The 26,484-nt window shown below is 33.7% G+C and carries 28 protein-coding genes; 10 read left to right on the forward strand and 18 right to left on the reverse strand.

All coding sequences use genetic code 11. The features are described from left to right. Positions 1-235: 235 nt before the first annotated feature. Positions 236-1,123, reverse strand: a complete 888-nt coding sequence (locus tag HH304_RS00795) for a hypothetical protein (RefSeq protein WP_169677541.1) — start codon at positions 1,121-1,123, stop codon at positions 236-238. A 1-nt stretch (position 1,124) separates the two neighbouring features. After that, positions 1,125-1,433, reverse strand: coding sequence for a DUF4286 family protein (locus tag HH304_RS00800; RefSeq protein ID WP_169677542.1), 309 nt, complete (start codon positions 1,431-1,433; stop codon positions 1,125-1,127). A 126-nt stretch (positions 1,434-1,559) separates the two neighbouring features. Here HH304_RS00800 and HH304_RS00805 point away from each other — a divergent pair, with 126 nt between their 5' ends. The 5 genes from HH304_RS00805 (at position 1,560) to HH304_RS00825 (ending at position 5,985) form a co-directional block, all read left to right on the forward strand. Beyond that, entirely contained in the window at positions 1,560-2,441 is an 882-nt protein-coding gene (locus HH304_RS00805) for a MerR family transcriptional regulator (RefSeq protein WP_271711453.1), read from the forward strand. Positions 2,442-2,612: 171 nt separating this feature from the next. Continuing rightward, positions 2,613-3,122: an RNA polymerase sigma factor gene (locus HH304_RS00810; RefSeq protein ID WP_169677543.1), complete on the forward strand. Its 510-nt coding sequence runs from the start codon at positions 2,613-2,615 to the stop codon at positions 3,120-3,122. Positions 3,123-3,167: 45 nt separating this feature from the next. Next, positions 3,168-4,658, forward strand: coding sequence for a phytoene desaturase family protein (locus HH304_RS00815; RefSeq protein ID WP_169677544.1), 1,491 nt, complete (start codon positions 3,168-3,170; stop codon positions 4,656-4,658). A gap of 5 nt (positions 4,659-4,663) precedes the next feature. Then, positions 4,664-5,500: a phytoene/squalene synthase family protein gene (locus HH304_RS00820; protein WP_169677545.1), complete on the forward strand. Its 837-nt coding sequence runs from the start codon at positions 4,664-4,666 to the stop codon at positions 5,498-5,500. A 44-nt stretch (positions 5,501-5,544) separates the two neighbouring features. Beyond that, the gene (locus HH304_RS00825) at positions 5,545-5,985 is read left to right on the forward strand and encodes a sterol desaturase family protein (RefSeq protein ID WP_271711454.1); all 441 of its coding nucleotides are present in this window, start codon (positions 5,545-5,547) and stop codon (positions 5,983-5,985) included. On the opposite strand, the gene yidD is transcribed toward HH304_RS00825, so the two are convergent. Further along, a complete protein-coding gene (gene yidD / locus HH304_RS00830) occupies positions 5,986-6,228 on the reverse strand; it encodes a membrane protein insertion efficiency factor YidD (RefSeq protein ID WP_169677546.1) in 243 nt (80 codons plus the stop codon). Positions 6,229-6,355: 127 nt separating this feature from the next. Between yidD and HH304_RS00835 the strand changes: the two genes are divergently transcribed. Further along, positions 6,356-6,859, forward strand: coding sequence for a Fur family transcriptional regulator (locus HH304_RS00835; protein ID WP_169677547.1), 504 nt, complete (start codon positions 6,356-6,358; stop codon positions 6,857-6,859). Between the two features lie 50 nt (positions 6,860-6,909). On the opposite strand, the gene HH304_RS00840 is transcribed toward HH304_RS00835, so the two are convergent. From HH304_RS00840 to trhO, 3 genes are read right to left on the reverse strand one after another with little or no spacing between them, the layout of a single operon-like run. After that, entirely contained in the window at positions 6,910-7,893 is a 984-nt protein-coding gene (locus HH304_RS00840; protein WP_169677548.1) for a M23 family metallopeptidase, read from the reverse strand. Positions 7,894-7,949: 56 nt separating this feature from the next. Then, positions 7,950-8,906, reverse strand: coding sequence for an ROK family protein (locus HH304_RS00845; protein ID WP_169677549.1), 957 nt, complete (start codon positions 8,904-8,906; stop codon positions 7,950-7,952). A 7-nt stretch (positions 8,907-8,913) separates the two neighbouring features. Beyond that, positions 8,914-9,984 (reverse strand): oxygen-dependent tRNA uridine(34) hydroxylase TrhO, encoded by a 1,071-nt coding sequence (gene trhO, locus HH304_RS00850; protein ID WP_169677550.1) that lies wholly within the window; start codon positions 9,982-9,984, stop codon positions 8,914-8,916. A gap of 169 nt (positions 9,985-10,153) precedes the next feature. On the opposite strand from trhO, the gene HH304_RS00855 reads away from it, so the two are divergent. Next, a complete protein-coding gene (locus HH304_RS00855; protein ID WP_169677551.1) occupies positions 10,154-10,606 on the forward strand; it encodes a hypothetical protein in 453 nt (150 codons plus the stop codon). On the opposite strand, the gene HH304_RS00860 is transcribed toward HH304_RS00855, so the two are convergent. From HH304_RS00860 to HH304_RS00890, 7 genes are all read right to left on the reverse strand, one after another. Next, positions 10,603-11,031, reverse strand: a complete 429-nt coding sequence (locus HH304_RS00860) for a DUF3299 domain-containing protein (RefSeq protein WP_169677552.1) — start codon at positions 11,029-11,031, stop codon at positions 10,603-10,605. The two genes, HH304_RS00855 and HH304_RS00860, sit on opposite strands and share 4 nt — an antisense overlap. Further along, positions 11,021-12,178, reverse strand: coding sequence for an ABC transporter permease (locus HH304_RS00865; RefSeq protein ID WP_169677553.1), 1,158 nt, complete (start codon positions 12,176-12,178; stop codon positions 11,021-11,023). The genes HH304_RS00860 and HH304_RS00865 overlap by 11 nt, the downstream gene beginning before the upstream one ends. Next, the gene (locus HH304_RS00870) at positions 12,175-12,798 is read right to left on the reverse strand and encodes an ABC transporter ATP-binding protein (RefSeq protein WP_169677554.1); all 624 of its coding nucleotides are present in this window, start codon (positions 12,796-12,798) and stop codon (positions 12,175-12,177) included. Before HH304_RS00870 ends, HH304_RS00865 begins: the two co-directional genes overlap by 4 nt. After that, positions 12,798-13,580 carry a hypothetical protein gene (locus tag HH304_RS00875; protein ID WP_271711455.1) on the reverse strand — a complete coding sequence of 261 codons (783 nt, stop codon included), beginning with the start codon at positions 13,578-13,580 and terminating at the stop codon, positions 12,798-12,800. Before HH304_RS00875 ends, HH304_RS00870 begins: the two co-directional genes overlap by 1 nt. A 13-nt stretch (positions 13,581-13,593) precedes the next feature. Continuing rightward, the gene (locus HH304_RS00880; RefSeq protein ID WP_169677555.1) at positions 13,594-14,721 is read right to left on the reverse strand and encodes a hypothetical protein; all 1,128 of its coding nucleotides are present in this window, start codon (positions 14,719-14,721) and stop codon (positions 13,594-13,596) included. A gap of 68 nt (positions 14,722-14,789) precedes the next feature. Continuing rightward, complete coding sequence (locus HH304_RS21350; RefSeq protein WP_169677556.1) at positions 14,790-16,196, reverse strand: sensor histidine kinase; 1,407 nt, start codon at positions 16,194-16,196, stop codon at positions 14,790-14,792. Between the two features lie 94 nt (positions 16,197-16,290). Continuing rightward, the gene (locus tag HH304_RS00890; RefSeq protein WP_169677557.1) at positions 16,291-16,734 is read right to left on the reverse strand and encodes a PaaI family thioesterase; all 444 of its coding nucleotides are present in this window, start codon (positions 16,732-16,734) and stop codon (positions 16,291-16,293) included. 22 nt (positions 16,735-16,756) lie between these two features. Between HH304_RS00890 and HH304_RS00895 the strand changes: the two genes are divergently transcribed. After that, positions 16,757-17,497: a DJ-1/PfpI family protein gene (locus tag HH304_RS00895; RefSeq protein WP_169677558.1), complete on the forward strand. Its 741-nt coding sequence runs from the start codon at positions 16,757-16,759 to the stop codon at positions 17,495-17,497. Here HH304_RS00895 and HH304_RS00900 read toward each other — a convergent pair. The 4 genes from HH304_RS00900 to HH304_RS00915 are packed head-to-tail and all read right to left on the reverse strand — an operon-like array spanning position 17,484 to position 20,988. Then, positions 17,484-18,983, reverse strand: coding sequence for a cryptochrome/photolyase family protein (locus HH304_RS00900; protein ID WP_169677559.1), 1,500 nt, complete (start codon positions 18,981-18,983; stop codon positions 17,484-17,486). The two genes, HH304_RS00895 and HH304_RS00900, sit on opposite strands and share 14 nt — an antisense overlap. Continuing rightward, entirely contained in the window at positions 18,976-19,575 is a 600-nt protein-coding gene (locus HH304_RS00905) for a hypothetical protein (RefSeq protein ID WP_169677560.1), read from the reverse strand. The genes HH304_RS00900 and HH304_RS00905 overlap by 8 nt, the downstream gene beginning before the upstream one ends. Further along, a complete protein-coding gene (locus HH304_RS00910; protein WP_169677561.1) occupies positions 19,563-20,855 on the reverse strand; it encodes a DASH family cryptochrome in 1,293 nt (430 codons plus the stop codon). Before HH304_RS00910 ends, HH304_RS00905 begins: the two co-directional genes overlap by 13 nt. Next, the gene (locus HH304_RS00915; protein WP_169677562.1) at positions 20,806-20,988 is read right to left on the reverse strand and encodes a DUF2256 domain-containing protein; all 183 of its coding nucleotides are present in this window, start codon (positions 20,986-20,988) and stop codon (positions 20,806-20,808) included. Before HH304_RS00915 ends, HH304_RS00910 begins: the two co-directional genes overlap by 50 nt. A gap of 45 nt (positions 20,989-21,033) precedes the next feature. Here HH304_RS00915 and HH304_RS00920 point away from each other — a divergent pair, with 45 nt between their 5' ends. After that, positions 21,034-22,479, forward strand: a complete 1,446-nt coding sequence (locus HH304_RS00920; protein WP_169677563.1) for an SDR family oxidoreductase — start codon at positions 21,034-21,036, stop codon at positions 22,477-22,479. 3 nt (positions 22,480-22,482) lie between these two features. Here HH304_RS00920 and HH304_RS00925 read toward each other — a convergent pair whose 3' ends face one another. Then, on the reverse strand, positions 22,483-23,889 hold the full coding sequence (locus HH304_RS00925) for a TlpA family protein disulfide reductase (protein ID WP_169677564.1): 1,407 nt from the start codon (positions 23,887-23,889) through the stop codon (positions 22,483-22,485). Between the two features lie 80 nt (positions 23,890-23,969). Between HH304_RS00925 and HH304_RS00930 the strand changes: the two genes are divergently transcribed. Next, positions 23,970-26,471 carry a M14 metallopeptidase family protein gene (locus HH304_RS00930; RefSeq protein ID WP_169677565.1) on the forward strand — a complete coding sequence of 834 codons (2,502 nt, stop codon included), beginning with the start codon at positions 23,970-23,972 and terminating at the stop codon, positions 26,469-26,471. Positions 26,472-26,484: the final 13 nt, after the last annotated feature.

Consider the following 26,484-nt stretch of genomic DNA (forward strand, 5'->3'; position numbering starts at 1 on the left):
TTATTATTATGCAATAATAGCAACAAAATAAATAAATTTTTACAAAACACATAATTGAGAGTGAGTTTTTGGGAGTTTGGCAATGCCGATTTTTAATATTTTAAGGAAATATTAAAAATTTATTAATTGGATATTCTGCCAACTTAAGCCCAATGCGCAATGCTTTGGCACATTCGTCAATTAACCATATTATATTTTTAAGATTTGGGCGCTTGCAAAACTTTTGACAAACCCTCTAAAATGAGTTATCCCTGGAAAGGAAATAATGATCGGGCCCCAGGTTTTTTAGAACTTCTCCTGAAGCAGAAACAATAGTGGTATTATTGATCCAAAACTCGCTTTCAATAAGAAGGTCAGTCCATAGATATGAATAAAAGACTTTTTTATTAAGATCGTAATAACCATGAAAAATTGGCAATGACACATCCGGATTAAGAGGAATGTCTTTCACAGATTTAATATCTCTTAATCCAATTAATAATTGATCAATTTCTTCATGAATGATCTCATCAGAATCAATATTCCTCTTAAAATTTAGTCTCAATGATTTAAGAAATGAATCAAACCGACTCTTTTTACCTTTTACATACAGATTATAGCCTTCTTGATTTTTAAATATTGGAGAAAGCCTTACCTTGAGTCGTTCAGCATTTTCAGTATTAGTAGCTTCAAACTCTTTAAACAGCCCAAATACTCTAACGCGAATAGGAAATTTGCCTTGCTCGTGAATAGATTGATAACTAATAATAATAAAATAGTTAAAGAAACTATCTGAGTGTTCAAGGATCATCTTCAGGGTATCGAACTCTGAAGAACTTTGTTTTCTAAGATTTTCAAATTTTGATATTGCAGAGCTTAAATCATTTTTAAGCCCTTCATTATCAAAGTAAGTATCCTGACCATCTACCTGAAGCCTGACGATATTATCAATCTCTACTGATTGTAAAACAGCATAGAGTTGCTGTAAAATTTGAACTGCTTCAAAAGTTTCTTTTTCAATCTTTTCGGAAAAAACACCGGCAGTAAGATAGTAGAACAGCTTTTTCGTCAGTGTCCCGGGCTTCTTATTTTCAGTAATAGTTTTCCTAGATGGATCGACCAGTATGTCACCCACTAAAATCATTTCAGATGATTTGCTCTAGAAGTGTTCTAAATGAAACATGCTTATCTTTATACCTTTCATAGTGCTCATTAATGAGTTCCGGAGCATAATTTTCAAGGTATTGATTTATTTTTGTGATGTCTTCGGCAAAATATTGAATCGAATATGTCGTTCCTTCAACACCGCTTTCTTCATTTAATAAACGAAAAAGCTTATGTTCTTTAAACATTCCGGTATTTAAAACCTTAGGAATATGTTCCTTTGTCATCCATGAAAGCCAATCAGATTCAATATCTTTATCAATATTAACTGTGACACTATATAAAACCATTTGCCTTTTATTTTGTTAATACGTAAATATAAGTATCTAAAGCTATTAATTGTTGATACTTTAAAACTCATTAAACAGTAATTATTTTTATTAATTTAAATATTTTGCTTTATTCGGGCAGGTAAGATGATGATTAAATATTCAATAAAAGACTTAGAGCAATTAAGCGGAATAAAAGCACACACCCTACGTATTTGGGAGCAGAGATATAATATTCTGAACCCTCAACGAACTGTGACTAATATCAGATATTATACTGACAATGATTTAAAGAGCATTCTTAACATTGCTTTACTAAATCAACATGGATACAAAATTTCCAAAATTGCCCAAATGGGTATTAAGGAAAAAAACGATTTAATTAAAGATCTTGTTAAAAAGCCAGAAAACACATCTTCACAGATTAACACATTAACTGTTGCGATGCTTGACCTGGATGAAATTGGGTTTGAAGAAAATCTAAATAAGGCAATTCAGAGCATAGGGATTGAACAAACAATGTTAAAAGTACTCATTCCTTTTATGCAAAAAATTGGTGTGCTTTGGCAAATTGGTTCTATAAACCCAGCCCAGGAACATTTTATTTCTAACTTGGTAACTCAAAAAGTATATTCAGCAATTGATAAGCTTGGCCCCTTTTATGCTGATCCTAATAAGAAAACATTTCTTCTTTGGCTTGCAGAAGGAGAGTACCATGAATTAACACTATTATTTGGGAATTACCTTCTTAAATCAAGAGGATACAAGGTAATTTATCTGGGCGCTAATCTTCCTTTCGAAGATCTCAAAGTAATTACTGAGCAACATAAACCTGATGTGATGTTTACCTCTTTCACCACATCAAACCTTCCATATGATATTTCAAAGTATATCGAGGAATTAGTAAAAATTTCAAACAAAAGTGAGATTTATGTTTCTGGTAGTCAAGTGGTAGATGTTGAAAATGACTTACCAAAAGAGGTTAGAATAATCCCGTCATTAGACAATTTTATCTCTATCATTAGTTAAACAATATAACTTTCTGTTTTACCTCACCCCTTTAAATGGCCTTTCAAGGCCTTTTTTTGTGCCTAACAAAAAATATTTTCTTTGTTGTTAAAACAAATGTTTATCTTTTATTTGCATTTCATTAAACATTATGTATATTTGTTTAACATAATTTACCAAAAGTTAAACATTATGACTGCTGTAGAATTTGGATATCGATTAAATAGTCTTAGAGTTTTCTTAAAACCTTATGCGTACAGACTAACTAGAGACAATGATGAGGCAAACGACCTCCTTCAGGAAACTGTGCTTAAAGCTTTTAGTAATAAAGACAAATTCACTGAAGGCACTAATATCAAAGCGTGGTTGTACACAATTATGAAGAACACCTTCATCACTAACTACCAAAAAAAGGTTAGACAAAAAACTTTTGTAGATAAAACTGAGAATGATCATTATATAAACAGCTCTAAGCACACTATTGAGAATGGTGCTTATGGAAATTTCAAAATGAAGGATATTCAAGCATCAATTAAAAAATTAGATGAACAATACAAAGTTCCATTTATGATGCATTTTAAAGGATATAAATATTTTGAAATAGCTGATCATCTTAACATTCCAATTGGTACAGTCAAAAACCGAATCCATTTAGCTAGGAAAGAATTAAAAGATATGTTAAAAGTTTATCGCACCATTTAATGGTCAGTTTTAGACTAAAACATTATATTGTTAGGAAAAAGCTTGATGGAAAGAAAGAAATTTGATGCAATAGTCATAGGTAGTGGTTTTAGTGGGTTATCGACCGCTTGTTTCCTCGCAAAAGAGGGTATTAAAACAGCTATTGTAGAGAAGAATAGTTCTATTGGAGGAAGAGCAAGAAAATTCATCGATAAAGGCTTTACATTTGATATGGGCCCTTCATGGTACTGGATGCCTGATGTATTTGAGCATTTTTTTAATTCTTTTGGTAAATCTCCATCAGACTATTATAATTTAATAAGATTAGATCCAAGCTATAAAGTAATTTATAAAAATTCTGAACTGGACATTCCTGCAAACTGGGAAGAATTAAAATCCATGTTTGACAATATTGAACCTGGTTCGTCTTCTAAACTTGAAGAGTTTATGAACCAAGCCGAAGTAAAATATTTGGTCGGCATGCAGGATTTCGTATATAAACCAGGACATTCATTTACAGAATTTTTAGATCTTTCACTCCTTAAAAAAGCTTCGAAGCTTGACATATTCTCCTCAATTGGTACTCATATTAGAAAGTTTTTTAAAAATGAACAGTTAATTCAATTGATGGAGTTTCCTATTCTGTTTTTAGGTGCTTTACCTAAAAACACTCCTTCATTATATAGTATGATGAATTATGCAGACATGAAACTAGGTACCTGGTATCCTATGGGAGGTATGCATAAGATAATTGAAGGTATGGGATTACTAGCTGAAGAACTCGGGGTTGAAATTTTTACTGATCAAGAAGTTATTTCTGTAAATATTGAAGGCAAGAATATTACGGAAGTAAATACTGATAAAATTAATTTCGAAGCTGATCATATTATTTGCTCGGCTGACTATCATCATTTCGAACAAAATATACTGCCGGAAAATTATCGCCGTTATAATGAAAAGTATTGGGATAATAGAAAGCTTGCACCTAGCTGTTTATTATTTTATTTAGGAGTAGATAAAAAAGTTTCAGGATTAAAGCATCACAATCTATTTTTTGATGCAGATTTTGATAAACATACAGATGCAATCTATGGGGATGTAAAGTGGCCTGAAGATCCTTTATTTTACACATGTGTGCCTTCTAAAACAGACCCATCAGTAGCACCAGAAGGAAAAGAAAACATATTCATTCTAATCCCTATGGCTCCAGGTTTATTGGAAGATGATAAAATAACTGACAAATATTATGATCTGGTAATGCAAAGGCTGGAAAAGCATTGTGGTGAAAACATTAAAGATCACGTGATATATAAAAGGAGTTACGGGGCTAAAAACTTCATGGCTGACTATCATGCCTTTAAGGGAAATGCTTATGGTCTTGCCAATACGCTTGATCAAACAGCAATCTTGAAACCTAAAATTAAAAACGGTAAATTAAATAACTTAATGTATACTGGACAGCTAACTGTACCAGGCCCAGGAGTTCCTCCGAGCTTGATATCAGGAGAAATTGTAGCCGGAGAAATAACCAAAAACCTGTCAACCCAACTAGCATAAACATTATGATTGAACTTTTCAACAAATCTGCGTTTGAGTGTAGCAAAAGAATAACGGAACTTTACAGCACCTCATTTACCCTTGGCATTAAAACACTTAGCAAACGGTTTCATGATCCAATTTTCGGGATTTATGGTTATGTAAGGTATGCAGATGAAATTGTTGATACCTTTCATCATCTTGATAAAGAAAAAACTTTGCTTCAGTTTGAAGAAGAGACTTATAAAGCAATAGAGGAGAAGTTTAGTATGAATCCTGTACTGCATAGTTTTCAACTAGTGGTTAATAGTTATAATATCGAGCAAGCCCTAATAAAAGCTTTTATAAAAAGTATGAGAATGGACATATATTCATCAAATCATAATATTGACTCATATGATGAATATATTTATGGCTCTGCTGAAGTTGTAGGGTTAATGTGCTTAAGAGTGTTTTGCGAAGGAAATGATAAACAATATAACGAGTTAAAACCAAGTGCAATGAGTCTTGGATCTGCTTTCCAAAAGGTTAATTTCTTAAGAGATTTAAAATCTGATTATGAAGACAGGGGAAGGGTATATTTTCCAGAGGTAGATTTTAATCAATTTACAAAAAATGAAAAATGGAAAATTGAAAAAGATATTGAAAAAGACTTTGACCATGCGTTAACTGGAATTTTAAACCTTCCGGATGGAGCAAGAGCGGGGGTTTACCTTGCCTATTTATATTACAGAAAATTATTCAATAAAATTAAAAAATGTCCTCCACACTTGATCCTGGAAAACAGGGTTAGAATTCCAAATTTCACGAAACTTGTATTATTAGGAAGTACATATTTTAAATATCAACTTAGAGTTATTTAAATTGCCTGAATATTCAATTTAATATGTGGGACATAATTTTTAAAATGGCTATTGTTATAGGAACCTTTCTTTTCATGGAAGGAGTAGCCTGGTTTACTCATAAATATGTAATGCATGGATTCTTATGGACCTGGCATAAATCACATCACTCTTACCATAACCACACCTTAGAAAGAAATGATCTTTTTGCTGTAGTTTTTAGTATTCCTGCCATCGTGTTGTTCATGATAGGTGCTGAATTTCCTGAGTATCACATATTGATTTATTTTGCAATAGGAATTACAGGCTATGGCATATTCTATGTTCTTTTTCATGATATCCTCGTACACCAAAGAATTAAATTCAGGTATAAAGCAAAGGGAAAATATTTAAAGAGAATGATCCATGCTCATTATCTACACCATGAAAAGAGAACTAAAGAAAATTGCGAAGCATTTGGGTTCTTGTATGCCCCAAAGAAATTTGATCCTTCAGTAAAAAAATAATTAATTTTCTTTAGGAGGGACGGGATCATGTCCGCTTCCTCCCCAAGGATGGCATCTGGAAATTCGTTTTAACCCTAGCCAAACACCTTTCCAAGGACCATGTGTCTGAACAGCCTTAATCATATAAGTACTACAACTTGGACTATACCGGCAGGCACCAGGTATAAAAGGAGAGATCATACCCTTATATATGTATGTCAAACCAATAAAAAGTTTTGAAAATAATATGTTAATAAACCTCATCTGTAAAGGTTAAACCCTTAATCTATTAAAAACGTTACATCAATTGAGCGCAAGACTTGTATAAATTAATAAAAATATCAATTTTTGATATTAGTTCAGGCTTATAGCTTGTTTATATAATTATGATATGGGACAAAGTAAACTTTCACCAGAAAAACACGAAGAAATAAAATCCATCTTTACTGAGTTTCTTGAAGAAAAAAAACTTCGAAAAACACCGGAACGCTTCGCAATTCTGGAAGAAATATATAGTAATGAAGGACATTTTGATGTTGAATCATTGTATATCAACATGAAAAACAAAAATTACAGGGTTAGTAGAGCTACTGTTTACAACACATTGGACCTTCTACTTGAGTGTAATCTTGTTACAAAACATCAGTTTGGCAAAAACCTGTCATTATATGAGAAATCACATGCATACAGACAGCATGATCATGTAATTTGTACTAAAACCAATCAGATATTTGAGTTTTGTGACCCAAGAATTCAAGCTATTCAAAAATTAGTTGAAGACACTTTTGATTTTACGGTGACTAGCCATACCCTCTATTTCTATGGTCACCTAAACTCTGCTAAAGATGCAGAACCTGAAAAGAAACCGAAAAGACAGATTGAAGAACAACAATAAAAAAAGCCGGTAAAATAATTTACCGGCTTTCTCATTTATATTACCGTGGATTATAATCCCATTGTTTTATTAACCACTTCACCTTGCTTTAAAATATCAGCGTACTCTTCAGGGGTTATATCCTGAAGAAAATAGTGAATAGGGTTTTGCGATGCTTCACTTACCCCTTTTAGTACTTCATAATGAAGATGAGGCCCTGTTGATTTACCTGTATTACCCACTTCGGCAATCTGTTGTCCTCTGGTAACTTTCTGTCCTTCCTTTACAAGGAATTTATTCAAGTGAGCATATCTTGTTTTATACCCAAAACCATGGTCGATAATTATCTCTTTACCATATCCCCATGCATTTGTTTTAACCTTTACCACCTTGCCATCACCTGTTGCATAAACAGGGGTTCCTATAGGTGCTGCCAGGTCAATACCATCATGGTTTCTACGAGTTCCGTAGTGCGGGTCTATTCTTGTTCCATATCCAGAAACAAAATAATAATTTTCCTTATCTACAGGCTGAATTGCAGGCATGCTTCGAAGCTTTTCTTCAGCATCAAGCGCACTTTTTAACAATTCGTCATGAGAAGCTTCCTGAACCATCGCTCTTCTCTTTATCTTATCTATGCGTTTAGATAAACTCACATAGACATCAGAGTACTGGAGGCCATCCTTTTTTAGTTTAAAATACCTGTCGGAACCTCCAATACCGGCAGAACGAAAATCTTCTGGAATTGGATCAACCCCCATTATGGTACGATAGATCTCGTCATCATTTCTCTCAAGTGATGAAATGATTTTATCAAGAGTATCTAACTTAAGTTGATAAAAATCATAATGACCTTCGAGCTCGGCCACTCTTTCTTTTAATATAATCTCCTCAGGAGAATCAAAAATCGCACTATAACCGGCAAAAATTATTGCTCCGGATATCAGTGAAAGTATCAAAAAACCTAGTGCATTATATACTACATCGGCTTTGCTGACCCTTACTTGTTCATACCTACAAGTTTCAGGATCATAGTAATACTTAATTTTTTTCATTTGTTGGCTGCAGTTGAAAAAATTAAATTTCCCGTTAAAAGCACGTAATATAGCAATTATTCGTATTCATTCCAAATCAAGGCTGCAGCACCTAAAATTGCGGCGTTCATATCCATCAATCCGCTAGGCATAATCTTGACTTTTCCTTTGTATGAATTCATCAAATGTTCTTCAAAACTTCTTCTGGTTGGCTCAAATAATAACTCACCACTACTTACCAGGCCTCCAGCTAAATAAATAACCTCAGGCTCAGAAAATGCAACAAAATCAGCTAATGAACGACCTAAAATAAACCCGGTTTTTTCAAAAGCTGCTTTTGCAACTTCATCACCGTTTAGAGCTTCTTCGGTAATTTCTTCACCGTGGAAATCATTTATTCCAAGATCTCTGAATTTACTTGGCGCCTTTTTAATTGCAAGCATCTCAAGAAGTGTTCTTTTTAAACCGGTAGAAGAACAGTAGGTTTCAAGACATCCTTTTTTTCCACAACCACACTCGCGACCGTTGTCAACAGCTCTGGTATGACCTAACTCACCAGCAAAACCATTATTACCGTAAACGAGTTTATTATTTACAACAATTCCAGAACCAAGACCAGTTCCCAATGTTATTGTAATAAATTCTTTTACTCCTTTGGCTGAGCCAAATATCGCTTCTCCATATGCGCTGGCGTTAGCATCATTGGTCAAAATTGCCGGAATACCAGGAAAGATTGGTTTAAGCTTTTCAATAAGAGGAACTACACCCTTCCATTCAAGATTTGCAGCATGCTCGATTGTTCCTTTGTAAAAATTACCATTAGGAACACCAATACCTATACCTACTATTTCACAGTCGTCAATCTGATTTGTCAGTTTATCAACTTCAATTTTTACATTTTTCAGATATTCTTCAATATCAGAATGTCCTTTAGTTGGGAGCTTTGATTGTACAGGACAATTTCCATCCTTGTCAACAAGACCCAGTTTAGTATAAGTACCACCAATATCGATGCCTACAGCAAATTTCTTCATGTTAAGGTTAAGGTTTTAGCTTACTATTAAGCTTCTTTTTATATGTTAGTTTCTCAGATCTTCCTTTAATATACTTGTCAGTAGTCTGCAATGGGTTATTTCTCCTCCATTCTAATCTCTTTTCCTCATCCCAATGTAATACTTCATTACACTCCTCAGAGCAACAACCTTCATATTTCTGTCTACAATTTTCACATTGAATAAACAAAAGGTGACATCCATCATTTGCACAGTTGGTATGATCATCACAAGGCTCTCCGCATTGATGACAACGGGCAATGACATCCTCACTAATTCGTTCCCCAAGCCGATCATCAAACACAAAGTTTTTTCCAATGTATTTATTTTCAAGACCTTGTTCTTTCACCTGTCTTGCATATTCAATAATTCCACCATTTAACTGGTAAACATTCTTGAACCCTTTATGCTTATAATATGCACTTGCTTTTTCACAACGAATACCGCCTGTGCAATACATTAATATATTCTTGTCTTTCTGATCCTTCAGTTCTTCCTCTACCACATGCAATGCCTCTCTGAAAGTATCAACATCCGGAGTTAATGCATCTTTAAAATGACCAACTTCAGCCTCATAATGATTCCTCATATCAACAATAATTGTATTTGGATCATCAGCAAGCTTATTAAAATCTGCTGCATTAAGGTGGATACCTTTATTAGTTACATCAAATGTATCATCGTTCAAACCATCAGCAACAATCTTATCTCTAACTTTTAGTGTTAGCTTATAGAATGATGGCGCCTCAGCTTCTACAGCAATATTTAATCTTACATTGTTTAACCAGTCGATGGAATACAACTCTTCTTTAAACTGGTCAAAGTTTTCCTTTGGCACACTTATCTGTGCATTTATTCCTTCCCACGAAATATAGGTTCTACCAAGGACACCCATTTCTGCCCATTCGGCATAAAGTCTGTCCCTAAATTCACCAGGATCAGAAATATGGTAATATCTGTAAAAAGATAAAGTTACTCTTGTTGTCTTATCGTCACTATATACTCTTGACCGCAATTCTTCGCGATTTACCCTGTTATAGAGATGCTTAACTTTTTTCATGACGCAAAATTAGCCCTAAATTAATACAGGAACAATATTGATTTATATTCAATACCAATTACCTTGGTTGAAACTTAATATTTTTATCAAAATTTTAATATACTACCATTTATTTTATACGTTTGTATTAAATATAACTTTTTAAAACACAAATCGAATTAGTTTATAAATGAAAACAAATCTTTTCAACCTAATCAGCTTAATGCTATTATCAGCATTTTTATTTTCTTGTAGTGAAGAAGAGAATACAAGGCAAATCGAATACTCAATCAGCCCAAATGGAGATTTTCAAACTGGTGGAAAAATTACAGTTAGAGAAATTGAAAATGGAATTAAAATTATCATCAATTTTGAAGGTGGTGTAAATGGAGAATTCCACCCTGCACATTTACATTTTGGCAAATGGGATCAGGAAGGTGTTATGGCTGCTATGCTAAACCCTGTAAATGGAACTACCGGAGTTTCTGAAACTGAAGTAAAAGTGTTAAGTAATGATGCTACACTTGACTTTGATAGCTTCTTAACTTTTGATGGAAGCATCAAAGTTCATCCCGATGATGGAGATAATCGAAAAGTAATTATGGCATATTCAAATATTGGAGCTAATGCTGAGGCTAATTAATTAACCACATCAGCTTCATCAAGGATATAGTTCAGGTGATAAATATCTGTTTTATTTAACCTGAACTTTCCTTTAAATACCACATAGTCATCAGTTTTAAATTTTTTATGCCCAGGCTTCAGGTTTAATTCCATGACTGTTTCAGGACCGGCATTTCCACAAAAAAAGCAGTTAGCAAAAGGATTCTTTGACAATACAAAATCACCTTTTTCTACATCCATTGGAATAACATATCCTTCAATAATTACTTCTTTTCCATCAATTGCCTTTACTTTTGGGCCAAAAGTAGGTTCAGTAAAATATGTCTCTAATTGGTTATCATAAACCTGGTTGAACTGTACATCAGCTAATGTACCCCAGTCAATTTTAACTTGTTCAGATAAAATGCCAACGAACATAAAAAAAACTATCAAACTACTTTTCATCACTTAATACCTCCGCTATATCAGTTTTATATATTTTATAAGATGGAATTAATGCCGCTATTATTGCCAGTAAAATAACACCAGGAAACAAATATAGTTCACGAATATCGAACATACTACCTGATAACCATTGGCTATCTTTTACAACTGAAATAAAATACATGACAATGCGACTCAACAATAATCCAACCAATATTCCTGCCAAACATAAAATGCAAGCTTCAATAATTACCTGAAATAATACTCTCCTCTTGGAATAGCCTAACACACGCATTACTGTTAAATCATACTTTTTTTGTTGTAACGATGTAAAAAGAGTTACAAATACTGCAAATCCCGACAAACATATTATACCATATGCTAATATTTTTAATGTTTCATAACCAGTGCCCAAAAGTGTCATTAATCTATCGATTTCAATCGAAGGTAATGCCGCTTGCATACTTGAGTTTGTGTTAATCATTTTACTCAACATCAATTGTCCCATCGGATTCTTAAATTGAAATAAAAAGGCAGTATAATCTCCTTGCCCTTGTACTTCATGAACATCCCAAAGACTCTCGTATCTTGTAATAAACAAGCGGTCAATTACTAGACCTGTTGGAGCTAAAACACCAGTAACTTTAAAAGGATGATCATGTTTATCTGCATCAACTGCCTGCCCATGTTGAGAATAAATAATATCACCAACCGTTAAATTATGCGTAGCAGCAGCTTCTGCTCCCAACACAACCTCCATTGGTTTAGAAAAGTAAGTGCCCTTTTTTAATTTAGCATTGTATAAGTTTAAATATGAAGTATCTGTACCAACAATGCGCGTACCATTATACGAATCGCCATAAGCTAAGGGGATTGCCTTTTTTACCAAAGGATGTTTTAAAAAGGGTTTGATTTCTTCTGCTTTGATGTTTCCTGTTGGGTTGTCTGCCTGATAAACTGCCGATAAAATAAGCTGTAAAGGACTCCCTTTAGCGCCGACAACCATCTGAACACCCTTTACATCACCATAAAGCTTTTTTTGAATGTCATTATCTATTAGAAACAACAAAGAAATTATTCCGGTGCCTGTGGCTACAAGTAAAACACTCATCAAGCTATACCAGGGCTTAGCTAATACACTTTTAAAGCTGATATAAAAATCATTCATAGATTAACCTCGTTTTCAAAATACTTTTTGACTCTATGGTCATGTGTAATACAAACCAATTGTGAATTGTTAATTCGAGCCTCTTCAAGCAATAACTCTATTACAATTTCAGTATTAGAATCATCAAGACTTGAAGTTGGTTCATCTGCATATAATACTTTTGGCTTATTTACTATCGCTCTGGCTATTCCCAATCTTTGCTTTTCTCCCAAACTCATCTTTGAAGGAGAATAATTCATTCTTTTTTCAATTCCTAACCTTTCAAATATTTGATAAATATATTGTTCGGAATCCTTAATCGAAATATTTAATGCTAGCCTGACATTCTCATATGAAGATAGTCCGGATACAAAATGAGGTTGCTGAAAAATTAATCCCATATTTGTACCCCGATACTTATCAAGTTGGGCAGCATTTAGATTTTCAATATTAGTTTTATTTATTATTATTTGACCTGAAGAGGGCCTTCTGATTCCGGAAAGTAAATGAAGTAAGGTACTTTTTCCGACGCCACTATTACCTGTTATCAATAAGTTTTCCTGATCTGGTAAATCGATATCAGGAAAATTAAATGAAGGCCCATCATTATATTTAAAAGTCAGGTTTTCGAGCTTAATCATTACTTATAGTATTCGCTAAAAGGAGTTTCACTTAATTTATTTGTAACAATGATGTCAGAAAGTCCTCTCTTACCACGATTTGATGCAAGAGCTAACCCATTATATTCTTTATAATCATCCCATGGAGTAGTCATAGAAGGTATGGTATCAGTAGCCTTTTTAAAATATGACCATTTTTTTACCAGATTGTCCGTCTGGTCAATATATACTTCATATTTATTTTCTGGCGTAATACCTACTGCATTAAATGTAAGTTGTAATACATCAGCAGGGTTTGAGTTAACTGTATCTTCTCGAACATAATTTAATGTAACTCCAGAGTCTTTTAATTTAAAGGGCATTACCAGCCAATAGGTATCGTTAACCCAAGCTTCATATCCATAGTTTGAATAATAAGCTATAGAGTCTATATTTTCCATTTCTATTCCGTCTTTCCAGACCCGACCATTTTTACTGTTTAAATCAACAAGTATTTTCAAGCCCATATTATTTAACTTGACTATTGCGGAATCAGCCTTTTTATCCCACCAAATCTTCCTATAGCCGAAAAAATCAAAACCGAAAAACCTTGATTCATCATATGCTTTTCTTCCTCCCATAGCGACCATTACACTATCAGCGATTGAAATTGCTTTCTGATCAGACCCTTCAATATTAAAACCATCTGCAGCGGGATTATAAAACTCCATTGTTTCTTCTACTGTTGAAGAGTTGTCTTCAGAATTATTCTGACATGAAACCAATAAGGCTAATATCATTGAGAAAATAGTAATCTTTTTCATATTGAAGTGTGATTTATTTACTAATAGGATATGTCAAGTTAACATTAAAATAAACGGCAAAGGAATAGTCCAGGGAGCTGTTTTGAAAATCATAAAAAGGCTCTGCTCTAAAAGTAAGGTAGCTGTCATCTGCAACTGTTAAGTCATAAGTGTATCTTAAAAATAAAAGTTGTCTGTTTTCCTGATATGCACCATTTCCATACTCGGTTGACATCGATTGATATAACCTCCCTCCCTGATAGGAATAATAATCGCTACTATCCCAATATGAAAGTAATAATTGGCTCTTATTCTTAAAATGAATTAACGCATTGGCCATTATTCCTGTCCCTTTGGAAAAAGGCAATAACTGAGTGCCTGACCCATCGTTAAAATTAAGCCAGTAAAAAGAGCCTTCGAGGTTTTTAACAACACTTTCATCAGATAGTTTAAAGTTTATTTTTGGCCCTATAGCTATGTTAGTTCTTGTTATTAATGAAGCCTGACTAACATCTATTTGTCCTCCTCGATGGTAAACTTTAAATTGAAAGGGAACTCCAATGGTTATCGAATTATTATTTATTATTCTATTGTCAAACACAAGCCCACCTGCAATTTCCTCTTTTGTAGAATCACCCGGATAAATCATATTCTGCCAATCTACCCATACATCAAGATCATACCATTTTCCTCTTCTTAAATATTGAATTCCTAATTCAGGTGTATTTGTCATAAAATTCTCAAACTCATACATTGGCTCAAAATAATTATGCGCTAACCAACCATTTATATTACCAAATAACAATTGATCTTTGTTTTTATGATAGTCGATCCTGAAATAAGGAAGTAATTTATTATAATCTTGCTTTCCAAAATCCCACCTTGCAAAGGCACCTGCCTCAACAGTAAAATTCTCATTAAACCCATAGCCAGCAGATAAAACCATGTTATACCCAAAAAGAGTATAGCCTTCTACAATCTCTCCAAAATATTCATTGTTTTTAAAGTAAGCATTAGAGTTCAGGTTTAGGTAAAACTTACCAGAAATTGAATCTAAAGAGTCCCCGGGCCTAATAAAAGCCTGATTATTAATCTGACTAAAAGATAGATAGGAAATTAAACAGAAAAAAATAGTCAGCAGATGGCGATTAATGTGTTTCATAGAATCTGTAAAAAAACAAAGGAAGTGTAAATATACACTTCCCAGACAAATTCTTAAAAACCCTTTATTTAAGCGGTCACACTCAAATTATATTCTACAGATAATTTTCTTGGAACAGAAAGTATAAATGTCGCTCCAGGCTCACCAATATTATTATTTACAGAGAGGTTAATATTTAGATCATCACAAAGTTTCTTCACAATGGATAACCCCAACCCGAAACTTGCTTCTCCTCCTGTAGGCTTTGCACTTAACTTTTTATACTTTTTGAACATATTTTTCTTATCCTCCTCCGAAAAACCAGGGCCACTATCTTTAATCTTAAATACTAAGTGGTCATTGAACTCTTCTACAACAACCTTCACTAAAGACCCTTTAGGTGAATATTTTAAGGCATTCGACAGTATATTGTCGACGACCCTATTAACCATTATCGAATCAGATTTGAAAATATTATTTTGTGCTTTATTTAAATACTCAACATTTATATTTTTAAGTTTCGCTTGATAAGATACAGACGAAACAAACCTTTTCATCATCGTATCTGCATCAATTATTTCGCAAGAAAGCGCCTTATCATCATCAAGCGTCAAGACATCATCTATTAACTTTGATGATTCCTTCGAGATATCTTCAAGAATTGATATATAATTATTGTATTCCTCTTCTGTGCTTGCTGTTTTCAATAAAGAAACCAGACCTCCAATTCTTGAAATAGGAGATTTCAAATCATGGGCAACAACCTTTACAACATGATCTCGTTCATTTATTGCTTTTGTTAACTCTTCGTTTTGTCGTTGTAGCTTATAATTTAACTCCAGAAAAGCTTCATTTTGAGATTGGATCATTATTGAATATTGTTCCAAATCTTTACTTCTGTGTTCAAGCTGATTTATCAAGAGTTCGTTTTTCTCTTCGTAGTACTTTGTAGACTTTTGATAGAATGATGTTAATATGTATACAAAAATCCCGGTATTGATGAAAATAATAACATTTGACACCCATATTTCTAACGGAGACAAATACCCAATTGGTAAATTATACTTAAGATAAACATATCCCAAAACCAACATTAATGCATAATAGAAATATGCAATTACCTTCTCTATTATAGTTTCAAGAATAATGACTGGGATTAAAATCAGGAAAAAGAATATAAATTCAGCTTTTACCTCAGCTCCAAAGTAAATAAATACTCCCAATGGAATAAAGGGGTACAAAATAATTGCAGCCCATCTACTTATTTGCTTTTGTCCTAACCAAGAAAGAAAAAGTATTACGACAGACATCGTCATAGCTAACGAAAGCGCAGCCGATATTTGTTTAAATCCAATAACAAACAAAATAACAGCTAAGGAAAAGAAGACCAATACCCCTAACAGAGAAATCTGATTAAGAATAATAGACATTCTTTTGTCTTCTTTACTATCGTCAGGCTTGACTCCTAACTTAGATATGTATTTCCAAATTCTCACTTTTCACACTTAACAACATGCAAAAGTACTTTTTGAAAATTTGGTACAACAATCATTTATTGGTTACACCTAATATGTGTAAGGTTAGTCAAAATTATTGACTAAATCCGTTGGGCTTTGATGTTGCCATTAGGTTTGATGTAGAATAAGCAATCACAGTTGTGTCTCTCATTAATTTACATACGCAATGAGTAATCTTTTTACCATCTTTGATCACTTCTGCCTCTGCTACGATTTCATCCCCAAGGAAAGCTGGTTTTAAAAAATCCATTGTCAAATTGATAGATGTATAGAAATGCTCCTTATTAAGAGTAAACAAACACATTCCCATCATATCGTCTGCAATTAAACTAGCCATTCCTCCATGTAAAACTCCGGCAGGGTTCATCATTTCTTTCCTGATTGTAAAACTTATTTTTATTTTACCCTCTTCTGCAGAAATCAACTTACCTTTGAGCCAGTTAGAAACTTCACTTGGTGTGTTTTCAATGGTATTACCGATCTGTGAGTTTAGAAATTGTACTATTGGATTTGCCATGATCAAAAATAAGATAAAAGAAATGAAAAATCTTTATACACTACTTATTGCTTTCATTTTATTTTCTTGCGGAAAACAAGAAAATATATCTGAAACGAGATCTAAAGAACCTCAAAGCATATCAAAAGATACATTAATCGTAGAAATTTTTGTTTCTGACCGAACGTTTAACACAGAGCTAATTGCTCCCATGGATATTTTTCAGCATACTGTATATCACACTAATCCAGTAATGAAAGTAAGGTTGGTTGGAGAAAAACAAGGTGTCATGAAGACATTTGAAGGCTTAAAAATTACTCCTGATCAATATTTTGAAGATAACATTATTACTCCTGATATTCTGGTTATCCCATCTGCAGCAGGACATTTAAGTTTGAATGCCAAAAACCAAAAAACAATAGATTACATTAAAAAACAGTCGAATACAGCCAAATATACGTTAACATTATGTGATGGAGCCTTTTTAGCAGCTGAAGCAGGGTTATTAAACAATAAGACTGTCACTACCTTTCCATCAGACATCAAACTTTTTAGAGAAAGGTATCCCGAGATTGAGTGCCTGGATACTGTAAGCTTTGTTCATGATAATAACATCATTACTTCAGTTGGAGGAGTAAAAAGTTATGATGCAGCACTTTATTTATGTGAGATTTTATTTGGTGCTGAAAAAGCTAAAAATATAGCTTCGGGACTTGTAATTAATTGGAACAAAGACGACATACCTCATATTATAAAGGGTGATAGTCTAATTACTCAATTGTAACTCTGTTTATAAATTCCTCTGCACAATTAAATAATTTGCTTTTTTCATCATCTGATTTCTTATCCAAAATATTGACCATCATATTGAGTCTGGGATTTGAAGAAAAAAAGCCACGGTGCTTATCAATAAACCGCCAATAAAGCCCATCAAAAACAATATTCCAATCGGCTTTTCCGTAGTCAGACATCTTTTTTATATAATTTGAACCACTTATATATGGCTTGGTTGCAAAGATACCTCCATCGGCAAACTGACTCATACCATACACATTTCCAGCCATCACCCAATCGGCTGAGTCTATAAACATTTCCATAAACCATCGGTACACTTCATTTGGATCAATTTCACATAGTAACATAACATTACCCATAATCATTAACCTTTCTATGTGATGTAGATATGCGGTATTGTTAACCTTTTTAATACAATCATCAACAGGAGGAATACCTGTTTTACCATCATACCAACACTGGCTTAATTTTCTGGTATGTTTCCAGAAGTTTAGGTTCAAATCCTTATGCTGATAAATTCCAAACATAAATTCCCTCCAACCTATCACTTGTCGGATAAAACCTTCTATACTCGATAACCTGGTTTTATCACTTACTTCTAATACTTTCTCTATAACTTCTGCCGGGGTGATCAATCCCGAATTTAGATATGGCGAAATAGTTGAATGAAATATAAATGAATCATCAGCGCTTATTCCGTCCTGATATGGACCAAAATTGTTTAACTTCTTTTCGATAAAATCATTTAAAACTATTAACGCTGAACTTCTGGTCACCGCCCAATTAAACTCTTTTAGGCTTCCTGGGTGTTGATTGAATATTCTTTCAACAATATTTTTAACCTCCTTTACATGATGCTGATTATCAAACCTTACCAATTGAGGAATTTCTATATCTTTAGGAATCTTTTTTCTATTCTCAGAATCAAGGCTCCATTTACCACCAACTGGTTCACCGTCATTTATTAATAGATTAAGTTCTTTCCTTTTATCTATATAATAATTATGCATCCTGATGGTCTTAGTCGACTTTAGCCATTCAGCAAAATCAAACCTTGAAAACAAAAATTTAGGATTGGGTAAAAACTCGTAATTCAGCTGTTTACTATTACAATATCCTGTTATTGATTTTTCGAAAAATTTATCAGGTATTTGATATGTTACCAAGGTTTTAACCTCAGGATACTTTTCAAGTACGATTGTTATCTTTTCTGTATAGGATAATTCTTGCTTTTCTTCAAGCTCAAAATATTCCACTCTATTACCTCCTTCAATCAAAGTGTCCCTATGATTTCTCATTGCGGCAAGAAAAAAAACAAGCTTTTGCTTATGGTATTTAAAGTGAGTACATAATTCATAATCTTCTGCCATAAAGAAAATAGAATCTTCATTTGCAGTTAGTTGATTAATATCATGATCGAAAAGTGAATCTCCAGGAATTAATATTAATCGCTTATATTTAGTATTGTCAGACATAAATTAATCCTTCCAACCTATTGCCAATAGACTTTGCCTCTTTATTAAAAATTCTTACTGAAATAATCCATGCAATTAACGCATCTAAAGCGTGAGCATTAATAACCTGATCTATGTCAACACCAAGAGACTGCTTATATTCTAAAAATTCGTCTTTTTTATGGTTTTTTTTCAACACAGGAAGATCATTGTCAGAAATGTAACCACCCGGATAAACCTCATAAACAGGAATATTAAGATTAGAAAGTTGATCTTTTAGCTTTATTGAACGAGCGGTTAATCCACCAATAAACATTGGAGACATTGCTTTCATTAATCTATCGCAATCTCTATAAAAGTAATCAGCCATATCTAGGCCCTGGTACACGCCAGGTAAAGAAAGTGGGGCATCTATCCCAACAAGAGCAGGTTGTTTTTCAACTAATAGTTTAAAAAGCCATATATCAGTATTTGAACCTTTTTTGCTAAAATAAAAGTTAAATTTATTGTTTTCGTTAATACAAGCAACAGTGTTTCCAGAAAGGTTACTTCCAAAATCTATTCCTGCAATACACGGAAAACCTGAAGAATCAGGTATTATCAGTTTAGCCATAGATTAACAAATCTATGTTGCCTGTCATATTTGTGAGCTTGTAATTCAGCATTAAACCTTCTATCTGCAACCGAATCATTTCCTATTCCTGAAATATACATCCAGTTGCCATAATTTGATGATGGGTCATGATCAACCAGACAATGTTCAAACCAATAAGCCCCCCATCGCCAATCAATTTTATATTCATGTGCCAGCCATGATGCAACATTCTGCCTTCCTCTATTACTCATAAACCCGGTACTAAGAAGTTCGATCATATTTGCATCAATAAAATCATTACCTGTATTGCCAGATCGCCATTGCTCAAACAGCTTTTGATCATAATTCCATTCTTTTTCCCTGTGTTTAATACCGTTAACCTTAAAAAAATCAGACTGAAATTTTAAAGATTGCAGTTGAAAGAAATCTCTCCACAACAACTCGAATACCAACCAATACGTACTAATATTACTTTTCACACTTTCTTCAAACCTCTTGATTTCATAATAAACTCTTCTCGGGGATAACGAACCATTTGAAAGCCATGGAGAAAACTTGCTGCTATAATCAACACCAACCATTCCGTTTCTGGTAGATTTATAGTGTAAAATATTTTCTGTATCCCAAATGTATTCTTTTAACCTACTAAGAGCTTCATATTCTCCCCCTTTAAAGGGAAACGCAGTTTCGGGATTTGAAACACCTTCATTCAGGTCTGGAACAATTTCGGCAGGCCAATCTTCACCGGATAATGATTCTAAAGCAGGAGGAAGTGATGTACAATTCATATCATCGTTGTCCACCTTAAATACATCTTCAACTTTCTTTCGAAATGATGTGAAACTAAAAGGTAGTTCTTCGAGAGTAAATGGCAATGATAATTCCGAAACCATCAATTTTGTGTTTCCAATTATCAAGTTCCTCTTTCCAATTGACATTTGCAGTTTTTCTAAATCTTGTAATTCTTCAAAAGCATATTGGTCATGAGTAAAAACTTTATCAATATTGTACTCACGATAATAATTTGACAACACCTTTGAAGGATCCCCTGCTTTAACTACAAGCCTTTGCCCAAGTCTCTGAAGTGAATTATTCAAATCAATAAGAGTTTCATAAAGAAATCTCTTTCTGTAAGGGCCCAACCTATTAAATCCTAAATTAAAGGGTTCTTTAAACCAACGATCAGGAATCACATAAATACATAGAAGTTCATCATAAGATTTATGTAACTTACTTAATATCGGTTGGTCATGTAATCTGAGGTCCGTTTGAAACCAATATATCGCTTTTCCACTCATGATTCTTGTTCCTCCTGCAACGTTCACTACAATATTTAACCTCGTCCCAGTTGTTTGCCCATTTCTTCCTCCAGGTAAATGGTCGTTTACAAACAGTACAAATTTTAACTGGTAAGTTTTCTTTATTGTGCATAAGTGGCTTATATAACAATCTGACAACTTGATTGTTTTATTGAAAATGAAAATATTATTAACAGGATCGACAGGCTATATAGGCAGGAGGCTTCTCCCGGAACTTATCGCATTAGGGCATCATATAATTTGCCCGGTAAGAGATAAGCGAAGGTTTGACTATGAAGATTTTTCTGATGAAGAATTAAAAAATATTACAGTCATTGAATGTGATCTTTCTGAAGAGTCAGGGTATAAAAATCTTCCTTCTGATTTTGACATTGCATACTTTCTTATTCATGCAATGGCAAAGGGTTCTGGTTTTCAAAGTGTCGAAGAAAAAATAGCAAGATTATTTGTGCAGTTTACCGATTGGTCAAACTGTCAACAAACAATATACCTTAGTGGAATAGTAAATGACGAAAACCTTTCAAGTCATTTAAAATCGCGATTAGTTGTTGAAAATATACTTAAAGAGGGGAAAACACCTTTAACTGTACTCAGGGCTGCAATAATCATAGGATCAGGAAGTGCCTCTTTTGAAATAATACGAGATCTCTGTGAAAAACTACCAGTAATGATTACTCCGAAATGGTTAAAAACTCTTTGTCAACCTATAGCTATCAGGAATGTAATTGAATACCTGGTGAAAAGTGCCGGCAATGAAGATGTGAAAGGAGGAACGTTTGATATTGGTGGCCCAAAAGTTCTATCATATAAAGAAATGCTATTGGGGTATGCTGAAGTTCGAGGCCTTAAAAGATATATATACACTCTACCGGTAATGACACCCAGGTTATCCAGCTATTGGCTTTACTTTGTTACATCTACCAATTATCACCTTGCTGTATCATTAGTAGATTCAATGAAAAACGAGGTGGTTGTACAAGATGACCGCATAAAAACTCTAATCCCAGTTAAATTACTTTCGTATAAGAAAGCAGTTTCTCTGGCATTAGATCGGGTTGCTCAAAACAGAGTTATCAGCAGTTGGAAAGACACCATTGGCTATAAGTATATCCGTCAGGATTTCATGGATAGACTAAAAGTGCCACAATATGGTGTTTTTAATGATGTCAGATCCTATGATTTTAAAAGGCCAGCAAGTGAAGTAATCAATAATTTCTTTGCCATTGGCGGAGGCACGGGCTGGTATTATGGGAATTTCCTTTGGGAAATCAGGGGACTCATGGATAAAATGGTAGGTGGCGTTGGTTTACGAAGAGGTAGGAGAGATTCAAGCGATCTAAAACAAGGTGATGCTCTCGATTTTTGGCGTGTTATTGTCGCTGATAGAGAAAAAGGTCGATTACTTCTCTATGCGGAGATGAAATTACCCGGTGAAGCATGGCTTGAGTTTAAAATCAAAGAAAAAAATAAAACCGAATCCAGCTTATTACAAACAGCTACTTTTCGACCTAAAGGCCTACTAGGGCGTTTATACTGGTATTCGGTTTTACCTTTTCATGCCTTCATTTTCAAAGGAATGGCACAAGGAATTATAAATTCATAAATATTATTGATTTTGTGCTTTTTCGTAATTTTCTAAAAACTCCTCAATACGAGCTGCCGGAAGTTTCTTAGCAATAATTTTCTTATTCTCATCAAGTATATAAATCGTTGGCGTAGAATACGCATCATACAAATCCTGATAATTACCTACATATGTTCTAGGTCCGTTTACAGTTACAAAGTTTATTTTCATTTCTTTGATGTAATCACTCATTTTTGTTAGGCTCGTATCTGTACTTACTGCAAATACTCCAACATCAAATTGCGTTGTATTAAAGAAATCTACTAATACCGGAGTTTCTTTTTTACAATGCCCACAGTCAGGATCAAAGAAATATATAACCGTATACTTATTATTTAGATTATATAACTCTCGTTTATTCAGGTTAACATCTTGCATAATAAGGTTTGCACCCTTCATTCCAATCAAGCTCTTTCTTAACTTATCAGAATAATCACCAAGATTTTTTTTCAATGAAGCACTTGCCCAGTAATCCATTTTACCCGTTTGGAAATATTCATCATTAAGGTGAACGAATACTTTATCAAGGCCCATAATTTTAGGGTTTTGGTACTTTAACACCATATTCCATATCACAAACCGATACATGTCCTCATTCGAAGATGCCATTTGCGCCACTCTGTCGATTTCTTTGATCAAAGAATCAGGATGTTGAGAAACAACCTTATCAAAATATACATCAAGCTTTTCTTTAACAACAGGCTGTGATAACCTTAAATATATAGGGTCAGATAAGTCCATGTTATCGAAAAAATGTGATTTATAGTATGCGTACCCTAATTCTCTATCGTCTTTTATATTATCGGGAACCTGAACTGGCTTATTAGCAGCCATCATTCTACCTAAAACAGAATTTGGGAAATTATTTATAACAGAATCCTGAAAAGCCATTACTTCCTGGTTTATTTTATCAAACTCAGCTTCAGCTGCATCACGATTTGACTTTTCAGAGGTAGAATCCTGAAGTACGGAAAGGTATGGTTTTGCTTTCTCGTTTTGCTCAAAATTAAAACGCATATTATCATAGAAAAGCTCATTTTCATGAGAGCTCTCTATTTCCATGCTTTTAATATATTCTGAATCAGGCGCTTTTAGAGAAAAGCTTTGGTCATCACCAACCACAAAGTCAAAAAACTTTTGCTTATCCGCCATTAAAAAGTATACTCCCTCAGGAAGTTTTTCAACTCCTTCAAAGGTCAAGTGGCCACTGGCATCAGACTTAGTAGTATCTTTTGCATATGTTTTACCATCATAATAGTACCCAAGAAACACTTCTTTGTCCGGAATATCATTGACTATAATATCAATTTTATATCCTTTTTGAGAGTATCCGTTGAAACTAATGGTTCCTGCTAGAAAAAAAATAAGTAAAAAATATTTTAATTGCATAATCTGTAGACTTAGATTTCTATGAACTATTTTAGATACGTTGATTATTCAATGTTGTTTTCATTTTGAAAAACGAATTTATGAAAAAAATATTTACGCTGGCCGTTTTAATCCTTATTTCAAACCTTTCCTTTTCCCAAACGAAGTCCCCATCTGAATTTCTGGGATATGAATTAGGAGAGCAATTTACGTACCATTATAAAGTAGTTGATTATTTTTATCATCTGCAAAATGAAAACCCAACAAGAATAAAGTTGATTGAGTACGGGCGAACAAACGAAGACAGGCCGCTGTTATATGCCATTTTAACTTCTGCTGATAACCTCTCTCAAATTGAATCGATCAGAGCAAATAACAAGGAAAGATTTTCAACTGGCTCTACAAATAATAATACTGAAGACCCTGCAATTGTTTGGTTAAGCTATAATGTCCATGGTAATGAAGCTAATTCTACTGAAGCTTCGATGAAAACTGCCTATGACCTCCTCACTAAATCTAACAATAATGATTTACTCGAAAAGACTATCGTAATTATTGATCCTTGTTTAAATCCTGATGGCAGAGACAGATATGTACACTGGTTCAGACAACAATCAAATATAATCCCAGACATTGACCCAATTGGAAGAGAGCACCATGAACCTTGGCCTGGAGGACGACAAAATCATTATCTGTTCGATTTAAACAGGGATTGGGCATGGTTAACTCAAGTTGAATCAAAAGCAAGAGTAAAAGTCTATAATGAGTGGATGCCCCATATCCATGTTGACTTTCATGAACAAGGCTATACCTCACCCTACTACTTTGCTCCAGCTGCAGAACCATATCATGATTTGATTTCAGATTGGCAAAGAGAATTTCAAGTAACAATTGGTAAAAATAATGCGGCAGCATTTGATGCAAACGGCTGGCAATACTTCACAAAAGAAGTATTTGACCTTCTTTATCCAAGTTATGGTGACACATACCCAATGTTTAACGGAAGCATAGGCATGACCTATGAGCAAGGAGGCCATTCATTTGCCGGTTTAGGAATCAAATTGCCAACCGAAGATACACTTACTTTAAAAGACAGGCTGGACCATCACTATACAAGTGGAATGGCTACCATTAAAACTGCTTCGGAAAACAGAAAAGCCTTGCTTGATAATTTTAGTGACTATTTTAGTGCTCCTAATAGAAACATGGAAAAATACAAATCATTTGTGATTTCGAGCCAAAACAATCAGGCTAAAATTGATGACCTATTAAAGCTATTGAATGCTCACAACATAAAATTTGGAAAAGTAGGTAAGTCTTTTTCAGCTAAAGGATTCAACTATGAAACCCTTCAGGAATCTAGCTTTAGCATATCCAGTGATGATATTTTAATACCAGGTGACCAACCAAAATCCACATTAGTCAATGTTTTGCTTGCTCCTAACACTAATCTTTCAGACAGTATTACTTATGATATAACTTCCTGGTCTCTATTCCACTCTTATGGTTTAAAAGGTTATGCACTAACTACTTCAATATCAATAAAGCAAGAATATAAAGCCCCTGAGTATTCTAATCAGGTAATAAAAAAGTCTTATGCATATCTAGTTCCTTTTCAAGGAATTAATAGCCATAAGTTTTTGGCTGCAGCTCTTTCGAATAATTTCAAGGTTTCCTTGGCAACAGAAGAATTAACAGTTGAGGGTAAGGTTTTTGAGAAAGGAACACTTATTATAATGGATAGAGTAAATAGAAACACTGTTGAAAGGTTTGACGACAAGCTTAATAAATTATTAAATGACCATAAGATAGTCATCGAAAGTGTCAGTACCGGCTTTGTTACTGCCGGACCAGACCTTGGCTCTTCAGCTTACAAATTAATTGAAAAGCCAAAAATTGCCTTAATGTCAGGTGAAGAGACATCACCTCTATCATTTGGAGAAAATTGGTACTATTTTGAACAATTGGTCAATTACCCGATTCATATAATCAGACCAGACTATTTTAATAAGGAGTTATTATCACAGATCAACACTTTAATATTACCGAATGGAAGATATCAGATGTTATCCAAAGAGAAGGTATCATTTATAGAAGAATGGGTAAAGAACGGTAATAAGTTAATATTGATTGAAAACGCAATTAATAGTCTTGACACTAGTAATTCTTCAATATCTCTAAAAAAAATATCTCCGTCAAAGTCACCTGGAGAAAATGAATACAATTATAAATCCAGAACAAAATCATATGGAAATGCAGAAAGAGAAAGCACTAAAAACTTTACTCCAGGAGCAATAATTAATTATTCATTGGATAATAGCCACCCTATTTCCTTTGGTCTTGGCAGATCATATCGAGGGTTAAAAACAAATAGCTCAACTTTTGAATTACTAAAGTCAGGATGGAATATTGGTTATATTGAAGATAATGCAATCATAGATGGTTTTGTAGGAACCAATCTATCTGAAAAAATGACAGGTACTTTAGGTTTTGGATCAAGAGAATTTGGGGGTGGAGAAATAATTTACTTCATAGATAACCCGCTTTTAAGATGCTTCTGGTATGAAGGCTTAATAATATATGGAAATGCAATATTCTATTAGAAATGAAAAAGGC

The sequence above is a fragment of the Marinigracilibium pacificum genome (genome assembly GCF_012926615.1).
GTDB classification, from domain to species: Bacteria; Bacteroidota; Bacteroidia; order Cytophagales; family Cyclobacteriaceae; genus Mangrovivirga; species Mangrovivirga pacifica.

Excerpts from the sequence above, each read along its gene's own strand:
- HH304_RS00795 (WP_169677541.1), bottom strand. The coding sequence starts at position 1,123 with ATGATTTTAGTGGGTGACATACTGGTCGATCCATCTAGGAAAACTATT.
- HH304_RS00800 (WP_169677542.1), bottom strand. The coding sequence starts at position 1,433 with ATGGTTTTATATAGTGTCACAGTTAATATTGATAAAGATATTGAATCT.
- HH304_RS00805 (WP_271711453.1), top strand. The coding sequence starts at position 1,560 with ATGATGATTAAATATTCAATAAAAGACTTAGAGCAATTAAGCGGAATA.
- HH304_RS00810 (WP_169677543.1), top strand. The coding sequence starts at position 2,613 with ATGACTGCTGTAGAATTTGGATATCGATTAAATAGTCTTAGAGTTTTC.
- HH304_RS00815 (WP_169677544.1), top strand. The coding sequence starts at position 3,168 with ATGGAAAGAAAGAAATTTGATGCAATAGTCATAGGTAGTGGTTTTAGT.
- HH304_RS00820 (WP_169677545.1), top strand. The coding sequence starts at position 4,664 with ATGATTGAACTTTTCAACAAATCTGCGTTTGAGTGTAGCAAAAGAATA.
- HH304_RS00825 (WP_271711454.1), top strand. The coding sequence starts at position 5,545 with ATGGCTATTGTTATAGGAACCTTTCTTTTCATGGAAGGAGTAGCCTGG.
- yidD (WP_169677546.1), bottom strand. The coding sequence starts at position 6,228 with ATGAGGTTTATTAACATATTATTTTCAAAACTTTTTATTGGTTTGACA.
- HH304_RS00835 (WP_169677547.1), top strand. The coding sequence starts at position 6,356 with ATGGGACAAAGTAAACTTTCACCAGAAAAACACGAAGAAATAAAATCC.
- HH304_RS00840 (WP_169677548.1), bottom strand. The coding sequence starts at position 7,893 with ATGAAAAAAATTAAGTATTACTATGATCCTGAAACTTGTAGGTATGAA.
- HH304_RS00845 (WP_169677549.1), bottom strand. The coding sequence starts at position 8,906 with ATGAAGAAATTTGCTGTAGGCATCGATATTGGTGGTACTTATACTAAA.
- trhO (WP_169677550.1), bottom strand. The coding sequence starts at position 9,984 with ATGAAAAAAGTTAAGCATCTCTATAACAGGGTAAATCGCGAAGAATTG.
- HH304_RS00855 (WP_169677551.1), top strand. The coding sequence starts at position 10,154 with ATGAAAACAAATCTTTTCAACCTAATCAGCTTAATGCTATTATCAGCA.
- HH304_RS00860 (WP_169677552.1), bottom strand. The coding sequence starts at position 11,031 with ATGAAAAGTAGTTTGATAGTTTTTTTTATGTTCGTTGGCATTTTATCT.
- HH304_RS00865 (WP_169677553.1), bottom strand. The coding sequence starts at position 12,178 with ATGAATGATTTTTATATCAGCTTTAAAAGTGTATTAGCTAAGCCCTGG.
- HH304_RS00870 (WP_169677554.1), bottom strand. The coding sequence starts at position 12,798 with ATGATTAAGCTCGAAAACCTGACTTTTAAATATAATGATGGGCCTTCA.
- HH304_RS00875 (WP_271711455.1), bottom strand. The coding sequence starts at position 13,580 with ATGAAAAAGATTACTATTTTCTCAATGATATTAGCCTTATTGGTTTCA.
- HH304_RS00880 (WP_169677555.1), bottom strand. The coding sequence starts at position 14,721 with ATGAAACACATTAATCGCCATCTGCTGACTATTTTTTTCTGTTTAATT.
- HH304_RS00890 (WP_169677557.1), bottom strand. The coding sequence starts at position 16,734 with ATGGCAAATCCAATAGTACAATTTCTAAACTCACAGATCGGTAATACC.
- HH304_RS00895 (WP_169677558.1), top strand. The coding sequence starts at position 16,757 with ATGAAAAATCTTTATACACTACTTATTGCTTTCATTTTATTTTCTTGC.
- HH304_RS00900 (WP_169677559.1), bottom strand. The coding sequence starts at position 18,983 with ATGTCTGACAATACTAAATATAAGCGATTAATATTAATTCCTGGAGAT.
- HH304_RS00905 (WP_169677560.1), bottom strand. The coding sequence starts at position 19,575 with ATGGCTAAACTGATAATACCTGATTCTTCAGGTTTTCCGTGTATTGCA.
- HH304_RS00910 (WP_169677561.1), bottom strand. The coding sequence starts at position 20,855 with ATGAGTGGAAAAGCGATATATTGGTTTCAAACGGACCTCAGATTACAT.
- HH304_RS00915 (WP_169677562.1), bottom strand. The coding sequence starts at position 20,988 with ATGCACAATAAAGAAAACTTACCAGTTAAAATTTGTACTGTTTGTAAA.
- HH304_RS00920 (WP_169677563.1), top strand. The coding sequence starts at position 21,034 with ATGAAAATATTATTAACAGGATCGACAGGCTATATAGGCAGGAGGCTT.
- HH304_RS00925 (WP_169677564.1), bottom strand. The coding sequence starts at position 23,889 with ATGCAATTAAAATATTTTTTACTTATTTTTTTTCTAGCAGGAACCATT.
- HH304_RS00930 (WP_169677565.1), top strand. The coding sequence starts at position 23,970 with ATGAAAAAAATATTTACGCTGGCCGTTTTAATCCTTATTTCAAACCTT.